This window comes from Phyllobacterium chamaecytisi, from assembly GCF_020164455.1.
Lineage (GTDB): Bacteria > Pseudomonadota > Alphaproteobacteria > Rhizobiales > Rhizobiaceae > Phyllobacterium > Phyllobacterium chamaecytisi.
Window position 1 is genome coordinate 108,709 of record NZ_JAIQWW010000002.1, and the last position, 13,416, is coordinate 122,124.

General features: G+C 57.1%; 9 protein-coding genes. 6 read left to right on the forward strand and 3 right to left on the reverse strand.

Translation table 11 applies throughout. From position 1 onward, the window contains the following. The first annotated feature begins 3 nt into the window (after positions 1 to 3). Entirely contained in the window at positions 4 to 891 is an 888-nt protein-coding gene (locus LB462_RS04265; RefSeq protein ID WP_224506126.1) for an alpha/beta hydrolase, read from the forward strand. Next, the gene (locus LB462_RS04270; RefSeq protein WP_224506127.1) at positions 891 to 1,658 is read left to right on the forward strand and encodes a 4'-phosphopantetheinyl transferase family protein; all 768 of its coding nucleotides are present in this window, start codon (positions 891 to 893) and stop codon (positions 1,656 to 1,658) included. Before LB462_RS04265 ends, LB462_RS04270 begins: the two co-directional genes overlap by 1 nt. On the opposite strand, the gene LB462_RS04275 is transcribed toward LB462_RS04270, so the two are convergent. The 3 genes from LB462_RS04275 to LB462_RS04285 are packed head-to-tail and all read right to left on the reverse strand — an operon-like array spanning position 1,659 to position 7,282. Then, positions 1,659 to 3,005 (reverse strand): lysine N(6)-hydroxylase/L-ornithine N(5)-oxygenase family protein, encoded by a 1,347-nt coding sequence (locus LB462_RS04275; RefSeq protein WP_224506128.1) that lies wholly within the window; start codon positions 3,003 to 3,005, stop codon positions 1,659 to 1,661. It abuts the gene before it with no gap. A 26-nt stretch (positions 3,006 to 3,031) separates the two neighbouring features. Next, entirely contained in the window at positions 3,032 to 7,027 is a 3,996-nt protein-coding gene (locus LB462_RS04280) for a non-ribosomal peptide synthetase (RefSeq protein WP_224506129.1), read from the reverse strand. Between the two features lie 39 nt (positions 7,028 to 7,066). Next, entirely contained in the window at positions 7,067 to 7,282 is a 216-nt protein-coding gene (locus tag LB462_RS04285) for an MbtH family NRPS accessory protein (protein ID WP_224506130.1), read from the reverse strand. A gap of 172 nt (positions 7,283 to 7,454) precedes the next feature. Here LB462_RS04285 and LB462_RS04290 point away from each other — a divergent pair, with 172 nt between their 5' ends. The 4 genes from LB462_RS04290 (at position 7,455) to LB462_RS04305 (ending at position 13,407) form a co-directional block, all read left to right on the forward strand. Beyond that, complete coding sequence (locus tag LB462_RS04290) at positions 7,455 to 8,477, forward strand: GNAT family N-acetyltransferase (RefSeq protein ID WP_224506131.1); 1,023 nt, start codon at positions 7,455 to 7,457, stop codon at positions 8,475 to 8,477. Further along, the gene (locus LB462_RS04295; protein WP_224506132.1) at positions 8,474 to 9,886 is read left to right on the forward strand and encodes an MATE family efflux transporter; all 1,413 of its coding nucleotides are present in this window, start codon (positions 8,474 to 8,476) and stop codon (positions 9,884 to 9,886) included. Before LB462_RS04290 ends, LB462_RS04295 begins: the two co-directional genes overlap by 4 nt. Beyond that, on the forward strand, positions 9,883 to 11,067 hold the full coding sequence (locus LB462_RS04300; protein ID WP_224506133.1) for a PLP-dependent transferase: 1,185 nt from the start codon (positions 9,883 to 9,885) through the stop codon (positions 11,065 to 11,067). Before LB462_RS04295 ends, LB462_RS04300 begins: the two co-directional genes overlap by 4 nt. A 186-nt stretch (positions 11,068 to 11,253) precedes the next feature. Further along, positions 11,254 to 13,407 (forward strand): TonB-dependent siderophore receptor, encoded by a 2,154-nt coding sequence (locus LB462_RS04305; protein WP_224506134.1) that lies wholly within the window; start codon positions 11,254 to 11,256, stop codon positions 13,405 to 13,407. Positions 13,408 to 13,416 lie beyond the last annotated feature (9 nt).

Sequence of the window (13,416 nt, forward strand, 5' to 3'; positions counted from 1 at the left end):
TATATGCAAACATTTCCGAATTCATCGCCCGCCCTGGTGGGACACACAACATTTCACGATGTGATTTCCGATCGAAACGGCGCGGTCTACCGGATATTTATCTATTGCCCGCCCGGCGATGCACCTGAGCAGGGCTGGCCGGTCCTCTACATGACCGATGGCAATGCGGTGATCGGCACGGCAGTCGACGTCATGCGGGCGCAGGCGAGCTATCCTAGCGGTACCAATGTCGGATACGGAGTCGTCGTGACCATCGGCTACCCCCTCGACGCTGCATATGATCCCCTGCGCCGCTCCTGGGATCTTAGCCCGCCGCCCGGTCAGACTTATCCGCCATTTTTCGAAAACTGCCCGGTAGTGAAAACCGGCGGTGCGGAAGAGTTCCTGGAGTTTATCGAGGAACAGATAAAGCCGCTCGTCGAGGCAACGCATCCGATTGACCGGAGCCGTCAAGCGCTCTTCGGCCACTCCTTCGGCGGTCTTTTCGTGCTCTACAGCCTTTTCACTTCGCCTTCGGCCTTTACGACCTGGATCGCCGCCAGTCCATCGATCTATTGGGAAGACCGTGTCATCGATCAATTCTATCCGTCATTTGCAGCCGCTCCGAAGACGAGCGAGAACGCAAGGCTGTTCCTTTCCTGTGGCGAATATGAAACCGACAAACTGGCGCCGTTTCAGCTTGGTGCGACCGACGAGGCGGAGAGGCTCAAGCAGAAGAAAGTCACGCTGAACGATGTGAACGCCATGGAACTGGTGGAGCGGCTGAACGGCCTGCCGGGTCGGCCAATACAGGCGCAGTTTGAAATCCATCCCGGTGAGAATCACATGTCATTGCTGCCAGTTGCCGTCAATCGTGCGATCCAGAATGCATTCGCCGTCAGAACACTGTGATGATGACGCTGCCGTGCGATCCGCTGTCGGACTTGCCGGTTGTTCCAGCCTCGCGCGTCGACCAAGGGGGATCCGGCGTTGATATCTGGTGGTGGGCCCATGGGCCTGACACGGACTGGAATACCATAAGCCTCGCATTGGTCCCCGACGAACGGGCACGAGCTGCGAGCATCCATTTTGAAAAAGATGCCCGAGCCTTCATGGCGGGGCGCTACTTGCAGCGATCGGTCCTCTCGTTTTATACGGCCGTGCCAATGGCCGATCTGAACATCGTCGCCGGACTGCACGGCAAACCAGCTCTCGCCGGGCAGTCCGACGGAATTGCCTTCAACCTGTCCAACACGGAAGGGTTCGCGGCCTTCGCGATCAGCCGGGACGCCGTGGCACTGGGTATCGACGTCGAAGCCCTCACGACGGTGATTGAACCCGAGACAGCTTCATTGTTCTGCTCGGCGGCAGAGTCCGAGATGCTCTCGGTGCTGCGCGGCCCGGCGCGTCAATCGCGGCTTCTGAGCTACTGGACCTTGAAAGAGAGTTACCTCAAGGCGACGGGCACCGGCCTGACTGCCGCGCCGGAACAATTGAACATCCGGCTGGATCGCGGGACGAACGCTATCCGCATGGATAAGGTGCCGAGCGGCGATGACGCCTTGTGGCATCACCGCCTTTTTCTCGCACCTTCCGGTCATTTGATTGCTGTTTCAGCACAGTCGGGGGGAGAGGAATTGCTCTTTCATCAACGCGAACTGGTCCATCCAGTTCGATAGTCAATAGTCGACGGCGATGTTCTGCCCCAGAGTGTCGTGTCCGCTCGAAAGCCAGTTCACCTGCGAGTCGTGCGGCTCCAGATCGAAGTGCGGCCGGCCCACCAGCGAGTTGATGATGTGCGCGCTGCGCCATGCCATGAGGCTCAGCTGCGAGTCAGCAATCCCGTGACTGTACCGCCCGGCGTTCTGCGCAAAGATCCGGTTCTGTTTTGGGCCGCTCCAGTTGAGGCAGTATCTGTCGTCCAAAATGGGCCGATTATGACGATCGAACTGAATGCGGTCCTGTAAACCGGCAAATGCGTCGGGAAGCTTGAACTGATACCCCGTTGCCAGGACAATTGCATCGGCATGGGCGACCTCAACCCCTCCATCGAAACGATTGCGTACGATCAGGCGATAGCCATCCTTGTCGCCTTCGACCTGGATGACGTCGCGGTTGGGCGAAAGTTTTGCCTCGATGTTCCGGTTTTCCAGATAGCGCAGGCTGTAGAGTCGTCGGTAAATGGCGTTGATCGTCGAAATGGACAGCCCGTCACTCGTCAGGATCGAAGCTTTCAGTGCGTCCAGCTTCTGGTCGCTGTTGAGATTGAGATAGGCGTAGACATATTCCGGCGAGAAGACCTGATTGGAAAACGCCGTATCGTTGATCGGCTCGAAATTATGCCGGCGGCTGAACCAGTTGAGTTCTTTCAGAGTTGACTTTGAGTTCAGCAGCGCTTCCACGACTTCACCGCCACTCTGTCCACCGCCGATGACCGCGATGCGCGATGCATTGAGGCCAGGCAGGCGGTGTTTTGCCTCCGAATTGTGGAAGCATCTTTCTCCGAGGAACGGCGTCGCCCAGGAGGGTACGGATGGTGTAGTACCCGTACCAAGCACGAGATTTCTGGCGGTTACCGCACCGCTATCGAACCGGACGAAGAATTTGTCCTTGTCGAATTTAACTTCGCGCACGGTAGAGTTGAACGTGAGGCTCTTTAGCTGGCTAGCGACCCACTCCAGATAGCGGGCAAACTCGCGACGCGGCACTGCATCGTAATGGGCGTTGAGAAAGGCATAGAGCCGCTTATGCGCAACGAGGTAGGAAATGAACGACCATGGGCTGGTCGGCATGACCGGCGTGACGAGGTCCTTCAGATAGGAGGATTGCAGTTCGACATCCGGCAGCATCATGCCCGGATGCCAATCGAAACTTGCGCGGCTCTCGTAGAAATGCGCCCTGACGTTCCCGACGCCATCGAGGAGCGATGCCAGGCTGAGATTCGAAGGTCCGATACCGATACCGGCAAGATCCAGGGTATCGCTTGCGGGACTGGTCAGATCATTGTTTGCAAACATCGCAGTCATCAGAATTCCTTTCGGTGACGCATTGGTCAAAGAGCTTCATTCAGCCGGTGTGCCAGCCGGCTGTGAAACGCCTGCGAGCCGATCACGTGCAGATGGTTGGTGCCGGAGATGATTTCCGCAGGGTTGGCTCGAGGGGAATAGCGGCGCCAGTCGATGAGGTTGAGGCCCCGGTTCAGACTGTCGTCGGCCGCCCAGGAGTGGATGGGTACATTATGAGGCTGCAGTTGATGACGCCGGAAGATCAGGGCATTGTCGATAAGGATCCAGAATGTGTGTTCGCGACTGCTGATATCGGGGCCATCGGTTGGGAGTTCATCCTTCTCGTCGCCGACGAAACGCAGGAACTGGTCGTAGGTATCTGCGTCCATGACACCAAGCAGCCGGTCCCATTCCGCGCGCATCGCGGTCTGCGATAGCCACTCCTGCACCGTCTGATGCAACTGGGCGCGCTCACCCGGCTTGAATCGCGGCGTGGAACCAATGGCGAATTCGGTTCCGAGGTCGCAGACGTCGACCATGGTGATCAGCCGCAGGTCGATCTCATCGCCGAGCCTGCGCGCCGCCTCATAGGCCAGCAATCCGCCCCATGACCAGCCGAGGAAATAGCATGGCTGGCCTTTGCTGTGACTTCTAATGTAGTCGACATAACTCTCGATGATCTCATCGACCGAAGCGCCGATCTGCTTCTGCTCGGAGAGCGAATAGCAGATGAAGCCGGTCGCCGGCTGGTCCGCTCCAAGATAGTCGACCAGCTTGACGTATTCGCGCGTGCTGACCAGCAGACCGGGGAAGCAATAGAGCATGGGCTTTGTGCCCGAAGCGCGCAGCACAATCACCTCGCTTCCAGCTTGATCGTTGCCCGCTTCAATAACTTTGGCGAAGGAGCGGATTGTCGGATTGTTGAAGAGGTCGGCAATTGTCGTGCGGTTCTGCGGCTTGCGCTGACGCAACGCGGAAAGAATCCGGATAGCGCCCAGCGAATTGCCGCCGATGGCAAAGAAGTTGTCCTCGACGCTGATTGGGCTGACATTCAGGATCTGTTGCCAGATATCGAGAACTTCTGCTTCCACCGCGTTTTGAGGCTCGATGATCGTTCGCTTGAGGGGCGTTGGCGCAGGAAGTGCGAAGCGATCGAGCTTGCTGTTCGGATTGATCGGCATGCTCGTGAGCGGAACGATCGCAGAGGGAACCATATAGGCGGGCAAGGCACGCTCGAGCGCCGAATGAATATCGGCGATCTCCAGCTCCCGTCCCTGTTTTGGCACGACATAGGCGACGAGCATCTTCTGTTTGGTGGCTTCGTCGTCACGCAGGACGACGAGGGCTTCGCCAACGCCATCCTGTTGCAGCAGTGCAGCTTCGATCTCGCCGAGTTCGATGCGATAGCCCCGCAGTTTCACCTGATGGTCGACGCGGCCGACAAATTCCACCGTGCCATCCTCGCGCCAGCGAGTGAGGTCGCCGGAACGATAGAGGCGCCCGCCTTCCTTTGAAAACGGGTCGGGAATGAAACGGTCGGCGGTAATGTCAGGCTTGCCGATATAACCACGGGCCATGCCTTCGCCGGCGATATAAAGTTCACCGGTCACTCCGATAGGGCAGGGGTTCAAATCAGGATCAAGCACATAGACGCGGCGATTGCCAACCGCGCGACCGATTGGCGCGTAAGTCCCTTCGAATTTCTGACCAGCCCGCACTTTCCAGACCATCGGCGTCATGATGGTTTCGGTGGGCCCATAGCCGTTGATCAGCCATTCCGACTTCAATGCTTTCGACAAAAGATCGAAAGTCTGCTGGGCGAGCCCCTCGCCGCCGAATGAATAGAGCCGCATCGGGGGCGCGCTGTCGGTGAGGTCAGCCCATTCGGCCAGCTGCTGGAGATAGGTCGTCGGAATGCTGGCATTGTTGGCACCGTGCTTGCGCATCGCCGTCAACGTTTCTTCCGGTGTCCAGAGTGGCTGATCCGGAAGGATAATACTACCGCCTTCCATCAGCGGATTCATCCATCGTTCGTGCCCGCCATCGGAACTGAAGGGCAGAAACGGCAATTCGCGCGATAGCTCGCTCATGCCATAGACACGGGACGTATTCTGCATGTGGTGGGTCAGGGGACCGTGTTCGACAGCCACTCCCTTTGGAAGTCCGGTCGAACCGGACGTATACATGATATAGGCGAGCTGGTTCTTGTGAACATGCACATCAGGGGCTGTGTCGGGTTCCTGGCTCAGGTCAAGCTTGTCCAGCTCCAGAATAGTGGCATCAAGTCCGTCGGGAATGCGATCGAGCAGCCAGCTATTGGTCAGGATTACCTTTACCCCGCCATCGTGCAGGATGTGGTGATTGCGCGTTGTGGGATGATCGGGCTCGACCGGAATATAGGCACCACCTGCTTTCAGCGTTGCAAGGATGCCGACAATGGCCTCCGGCGAGCGCTTCACCGCGATGGCAACGCTTATGTCGGCCCCAACGCCGAGCTTGACCAAACGGTGTGCAAGTCGATTGGCGCTCTGGTCTAACCTGGCGTGACTCCAGACTTCGTCGGCATAGATGATGGCTGTCTTGTCCGGCGTGCGCGCCGCATGGGCGGCAATGTGTTCATGCACGGGACGGTCGTCATTGACGCCCTCATCGTCGTAGGGAGCGGACAGGATGTCGAGTTCGTCCTCGGCAATGAACTGGATATCCTTGATGCGGATGTCCGTCCCACCGATGGCTTGGGCCAAGATACGGCCGAAATGGATGGAGGCTCGCTCGATCAGGCCCGGTTCGTAGATATCCTCCGCATAGTCGAACAACCCATCCAGCCCACTTGATTCATTAGGTGAAACAAGCAGCGCAAGCTCGATATCGGAACGAGGGGCGAGGGTGGGCGATGTCCCCGGCGCGAGATCGGAGCGGATGCGGGGTTCGCGGAACTCGAACAGCGATTTGACTATCGCATCCTGCTCCCGTTCCTCATGTGTCTGGATTTCCTGCACCAATCGCTCAAACGGAACCAGATTGCGCGTGCCCGTCACAATTGCGGAATCCACCGCATGACAAACATCGAGTATGCGTGCTCTGGAGGTAAGCTCGAGCTTGAGTGGCAAAATCTGCTCAACGCGGCAGACGATTGGCCCGCGTGCATCTGCGTCACGATTTGATAAAAGGACGCCGTGCTGCAAGCTGTAGTTGCCGCTGTAGCGGGCGAGGAGAATTGCAAATGCTGCGGACAGCACGAGATCCGGTCGCAACGCGTGTTGCTTCGCGTAAAGCTTGACGCTGGTCCACAGCGTTGCATCGAGTTGGAACGGGAGGTGGCGGCGCTTGGCACCCGCATAGCCGCTCGCGTTGAAACGTGTCGGCAAAGTTGTCGCGGTGTATTCCTCGCCGATCAGATTGCGCCAATGCGCGAGCGCAGTGGTGAAATCGTTCGTCTCAAGCCACTCTTCTTCGCGGGCACCGCGCAACAGGTTGTCGTCAATGACCGGCGCCAGTGCCTCGTTATTGATGAGCGCAATCAGATCCCGTTGCAGGATCGAGAGAGCGGCATCGTCGCAGACAATCGGATGCAGGACGATGGTCGATTTGAGCGTGCCTTGCGCCGTCACGATCAGCTGGCAGCGGGATGACACGCCGCTGAGCAAATCGAAGGGACGGGAGATAAACTCGGCCTCGTGTTCTGCTGCTTCAACTGCTGTCAGAGGATTGCTGTCGCTTCCAAGCGTCTCTACAGGCGGAGTTTCGCCCACGTCTGAAAATTGTTCGATACGCCCACCGGCGAAACGGTGAAAGCGTGTGCGCAGAGCGCTATGACGTTTTGCCAGTTGCACCAGCGCCTGCTGCAGCTGATCCAGTGTAACGCTGGTATGCCAGCCTAAGCTGAGAACCTGCAAAGGGAAAACAGTGCTGTTGCCGATCTGCTCGAGCGACCAGATGCGCTTTTGCGCAAGGCTTAGAGGAAAGCCGTCGGAGGCACGACGAGAAACCTCATCCACCGGGACGGTATCGTTCGTCTGATTTGGTGCGAATAGCTTGTTCATATTTTCACCGGTCCGTTGTCTGAATTGAGAGCGCAGGGCTCAGGCCATGGCCCGCCGCAAGCCGAGCGGCCTTGGATCGATCCAGATTTCCTTGATCCTTTGCAGGCACTCGTCACGCGTGCCGCTGATCGGTTCCTTGCTCCAGCCGACAGGCAGCGCCTTGTCGTCGGCCCAAACGGAATAGCGATCTTCCCGGTCGCGAACGACACTCCAGGTCTCGGGCCAAGTCTCTGGCAATAGCTCTCCTGCAGACATCGTGCAGACTCCTAAACAGACAAACATGATCAAGAGACGGACGAGGTCGCCTGTAATTTAAGCGAGAATGGAGAAAATTTTTTCAAAGATTGGCCTAAATCGACGCCGGCTTATTGCGTCTCTGTAGGAAAGCCGCGCGTAACAGCTGCGGCGTGATGCTGCGGAGTGCGCCATGACCCTCATATCCAACCTTGCCAAAGAAACACGCGTTGAGCGGTTTCCTGTCTCATTGCGCTTCCTGAAAACGGCGGCGCAGCCAACGCCGGAGACATTGCGGGTTTCGACCGCCAGCGGCGCTTATACGATCTCGGTACAGACGACGCCGGACGGGTTGAAACTTGGTTTGCCGGATCTCAAACAGGCTGAGGCAATCCCGGTTCTGTCGTCCGCCATCGAATTCATGACCGCGCAGTCACGCGATATCGGGACTATCGAGATCGGCAATATGCCGGCATCTGACTTCCCGCTCGGCACATTTGACGGCGATCGCCTGTTGATCGACCCGCGGGCGTTCTGGCAATGGCCGGCGCCATGGATTGCAAAGCCGGCTTATCCAAATCCCCAAGTGCATGTCTTGAGCAATGGACAATATCATCCGAAACGGCCGCGAAAGCCGACAGGCGTTGTCTATGACCGTTATATTCCCTGGCTCGACCAGAGCCTGTCTTTTCGGGTTGCAGACCCCAAAGCCGATCTCGAGCATTTCCATCGCTGGATGAATGACGAACAGGTCAATGTGATCTGGGAGGATGGCGGTGACAGGCAGAAGCACGCGGCTATCCTTGAAGAGCGCCGGAGCGATCCGCACATGCTGGCGCTGATCGGCTGTTTCGACGGTGTGCCATTTGGATATTTCGAGGTTTACTGGGCCAAGGAGAACCGCCTCGGGCCCTATTATGATGCACAGGACTATGATCGCGGCTGGCATGTCGCTATTGGCGAGCCAGCGTATCGCGGCAAGCAGTGGATCACCGCCTGGCTCCCGTCATTGATGCATTTCATCTTTCTCGATGATCCGCGTACACAGCGCATTGTCGGCGAGCCGCGCGCCAGCCACGAGCAGCAGATCCGCAATCTTGACCGCTCGGGCTTTGCAAAGGTCAAGCACTTTGACTTCCCGCACAAGCGGGCATTGCTGGTAATGTTGACGCGGGAGCGTTTCTTTGACGATCGTTTCTGGGTTCCGGCACCATGACGGCCAAGCCGAAGCGAGCCTATTTTGCACCCGATGATCTGAATGATCCGGCACTGACCCGTCTGATCTTCCGGCTTGGCATGCCTGCGGTTGCAGGCCTGTCGATCAATGCCGTCCATCACACGATCAATATGGTCTTCGTCGGCATGATCGGTAGCCATGAGATCGCGGCGATCACCGTTGTCCTGCCAATCCTGATGATGGTCGGAGCAATCGGCGAGGGGCTTGGCGTTGGCGTCGCCACCGCCGTCGGCCGTGCGCTGGGTGCCGGCGATCCGCAGCGGGCCAGCATCACGTCGTCAACGCTCGTCATGCTGGCGATACCGCTCGGGCTCGTGCTGACGGTTGCAATTCTCCTCTTCAAGCGTGAGTTGCTCATCCTCTTTGGCGCCAGCGAGGCCATCCTGCCATTGGCCGAACACTATCTAGCTATCGTCGCCTTTTCGGTAACGCTGACCATGCTGCAGATACTTGCGGATTTCATCGCCATCTCAGAGGGCAACACGCGCTTCAGCATGTGGACGCTGATGGGCTGTTTCGCCCTCAACATCGTCCTCGATCCAATCATGATCTTCTGGTTCGATTTTGGGCTCGCGGGTGCGGCAGTTGCAACCATTATATCGCAGATTGCAGCGCTCGGTGCCTATTTCCTCTACTTCCGCAGGCGAATCGGGACCTTGCACGTAGCGGCACGGTTCATGGCACTGCGCATCGATGTTCTCAAGCCGGTCCTTCTCATAGGATTGCCGGTAACGCTCACAAGTATGTTGAGCAGTATCAGCTTCGCGGTGCTCTTCACTTTCGCCGGATTCTATCGTGGGGACGACGGCATTGCCGGGGTCGGCATTGCAATGCGCGTCCTGACCCTCGGCATGCTGCCGATTGTTGGCCTCTCGCTCGGCGGGCAGGCGGTGTTGAGTTTCGCCTGGGGTGCCAACAATTCACAGCGCCTGCTCGCGGCATCCAGAACGCTGCTCGTTCTCACGTCCGCGTTTGCCGTCATATACGGTCTTGTTGCCATTTTGCTGCGCTATCCTGTCGCCGCGATTTTCACGAATGACGTCGAAATCGCGGATATTGCCGCGCAGACGCTTGTCCTCACGCACATTCCGTTCGTTTTCTTCGGTGCTAGGCAGATCCTGCTGGTACTGCTGCAGGCGCAGGGCCGGGCGCGTCTGGCGGGATTTATCAGCGTTGCGCAGAACGGCTATTTCCTGCTGCCGCTGCTCTTTATCCTGCCACACTGGTTTGAATTCGACGGAGTTCTGGCCAGTCTCTTTGTTGCGCCAGCGCTAACTGCACTCATGTCATTGGGCATCCTTGTCATGACCCTGCGCCAGCTCCGTGACCATTCGTCATCCAATCCGATCACCAGTTTCAACAGCATCGCGTCTGAGAGGGCCTCATGAACAAAGCCATGCCACCGCAAGAATTCAATGCCGAAATGCCGGACGATCTGTTTTCGCCAGTCGATAATGCTGCGTTCAATGCAGTTTCGCCGCCGATATTCCAGACCTCCCTGTTCACCTATGACACCTATGAGGCCATGGAAGATGTCTTTGCCGGGCGGTCCCGCAACTATATCTATTCGCGTGGCGATAATCCTACCGTGCGGGAGTTCGAACTGCTTACGGCCCGGCTGGAAGGTGCCGAGGATGGACGTGGTTTCTCGAGTGGAACGGCAGCAATCACGGCCACGATCTTGAGCCTTGTCGAAGCTGGCGATCGGGTTGTCGCTGTCCAACACCTCTACAATGATATCTACCGGCTGTTCGTCAAACTGCTTGCTCGATTCGGCGTCACGGTAGACTTTGTCGATCCGTCCAATCATGACGAGGTCCGTGCTGCCTTGCCCGGCGCCAAGCTGCTCTACCTGGAAAACCCGACATCGATGGTTTTCGAGTTGCAGGACATCGAAGCCTTGACGACAATGGCCAAGGAATATGGCGTTACGACTGTCATCGACAATTCCTGGGCGACCCCGCTGTTCCAAAAGCCGATCCAGCATGGCGTCGATATCGTCATTCATGCTGCGTCGAAATATCTTGGTGGCCACAGTGATACGGTTGCCGGCGTGGTTGTAGGTCCGCGTGATATGATCGCCAAGATCAACAGCTCGACCTACCCGTACATCGGCGCAAAGCTCTCGCCCTTCGAAGCCTGGCTGCTCCTGCGCGGTATGCGGACACTGAAGGTGCGGCTGAAGGAACATATGCATAACGGGCTCGTGCTGGCCAAGCATCTTCAGCAACATCCGGACATTGCGCTCGTCCGTCATCCGGCGTTTTCCGACCATCCGGGCAAGAAGACGCTGACTGGATTTTCCGGTCTGTTCGCCTTCGATCTAAGCCCCGATATTGATGTGGCGCGTTTCGTCAACGCTTTGCGCCATATCCGGCTTGGTGTGAGCTGGGGCGGACCGGAAACGCTTGTGGTTCCTGCCAAGGCTGCGTTGCAAATTCCCGATCGCATGACCTCGTTCGTTCGTTTCGGCGTCAATCCGCAAACCATACGTTTTGCGGTCGGTCTCGAGGAGCCGGAAGTGATCTGGAGCGATATCCAGCAAGCGCTGCATGGCGCGCGTCTGTAGCATTGGGGCCACAGCCTCTTGCTGATTGGGCAGGGCGCGTCAAAAAAATCGGCATTTTACCGATCGCGCCTTGACTCGCATAAGATGACAAATGTAGTCATCTTTAAACATGAGTACAAAACTCATGTAAATTATCAAGCAGAGTCAAGCTTTTACAAGGGGTGTGTCATGCGGGGATGCAGGGCAGTGATTTGGACCGAAGCCACTTCATCAAGGCGGCAGCGTCGTGCCCGATTGCTGGTGACGACGTCAATTGCCGGGTTGATGATGGCAAATATCGCGGTTGCCCAGGAAGCGCCCTCAATCCAGCTGAACACTATCGTCATTGATGGCGATACCAGCCCTGTTGGACCTGACAAAGGTTACATCGCCAAGAATACGCTGACCGGCGCCAAGACCGACACGCCGATCCGTGAAATACCGCAATCCATTTCTGTTGTTACCCGAGAGCAGATGGACGACCGGTTCTCGGAGCAAATCGAGGATACGATAGCCTACACTTCCGGTGTGACCGCCTCACCCTGGGGTGTTGATGATCGCTTCGATCAATTCCTGATCCGTGGCTTTGACATTGGCCCATACGCCGTTTATCGCGACGGCCTGCCACAAAAGGCGATCGACTTTTCTGGCTTCAAAGCCGAGCCGTACGGCTTGGAGCGCGTGGAAGTGCTCAAGGGACCGGCTTCCGTCCTCTATGGCTCGAATGAGGTTGGCGGCATTGTCAACCTCGTGACCAAGCGGCCGACGCAGGACCCGCTTTACAGCGCATATGCCAGCTACGGATCCTTCAATACCTATGAGACGGGGATTGATTTGGGCGGTCCGCTCGACAAGGAAGGCGTGTGGACCTATCGCCTGACGGGTCTTTTCCGCGATGGGCAGACGCAAACGGATTTTTCAAAGAACAACCGGGTGTTCATCGCACCCGCAATCACCTGGTCACCCAGCGCCGATACCTCGTTGACAATCCTCGCCAACTACCAGTGGGATAAACTGACGCCGAATACGTTCCTGCCAATCGCAAGTCCGGACTTCCCGAATATTCCGAAATTCTCTCGTAGCTTCACCACATCTGATCCGAATTTCGACCGGTTCGATGCAGACCACGGCTCCATCGGCTATGAGTTCGAGCACAGCTTCAACGATGAGTGGAAGGTCTGGCAGAATGTCCGCTACTCGCGGCAAAATACAGATTACAGGCACCTCTATTATTCGAGCATGGTCGACGATGCCACGATGGGCCGCACGGCCTTCACGGTTGACGAAACGGCAACGCTGTTCAGCATCGATAATGGTGTTCAGTATGATTATGAAGGAAAACGCATCAAGAACACCTTGCTGATGGGCCTGTCATACGACCGCCAGACAGTTGATGGTCAGAACGGCTTCGATACCGGGCCGAGCCTCGATATCAATGACCCCGTCTATGGCATCGATGTTCCTTCTCCTCCAATTTATGTCGATCGCCGCCAGACCGTCGATCAGATCGGACTTTACGCTCAAACCCAAACCAAATTCGACGATCGCTGGTTGCTTACTCTGGGGGGGCGCCAGTCCTGGGTGGAAGACAAGACCTTTGACCGCTTGAGCAATTCAACCAGCGAGCAATCTGACAGTGCCTTCTCTGGAAAGGTAGGTCTCGGATACTTGTTCGATAATGGCCTGACGCCTTACATCAGCTATTCCGAATCCTTCACACCAACCATCGGTCAAGGCTTCTCCGGTCAGTCATTCTCGCCTTCCGAGGGTCAGCAGTACGAAGCAGGCGTGAAGTATGAGCCGGACTATTTCCCGGGAACGGTCACCGGCTCGGTTTTCGAGATCACCAAGTCCAACGTGCTGACGCCAGACCCTGATAATCTAGGATTCGACGTTCAGACGGGCGAGGTGCGCCATCGCGGCTTCGAGCTCGAGACCGTCGTGAACCTCTTCCACGGTGTCAGCCTCACTGGCAGCTATACTTATCTTGATGCGGAAATCACATCGAGCAACGTCGACGGTGAACTTGGTAATCGGCCGGCGCTCGTGCCGGAACATCAGGCGTCACTCTGGGCGAAGTACACCTTCGAGAGCGGGGCATTCGAAGGCCTGAATATCGGTTCCGGCGTTCGCTATGTCGGTAGCTCCTTCGGTGACAACGCCAATCAGATCGAGGTCGGATCCTATACTCTGGTCGATGCAGCTATCAGCTATGAGAAGAACGGCTGGAAGGGGTCGCTGAAGGCGAACAATGTGTTCGACAAAGAATATTACTCGACCTGCGCCGGTGACAGTAGCAATACCAGTTGCATCTACGGCGAGGGACGCGCTGTCAAAGCCACCCTTTCGGCCAAGTTCTAGCGAGTATGT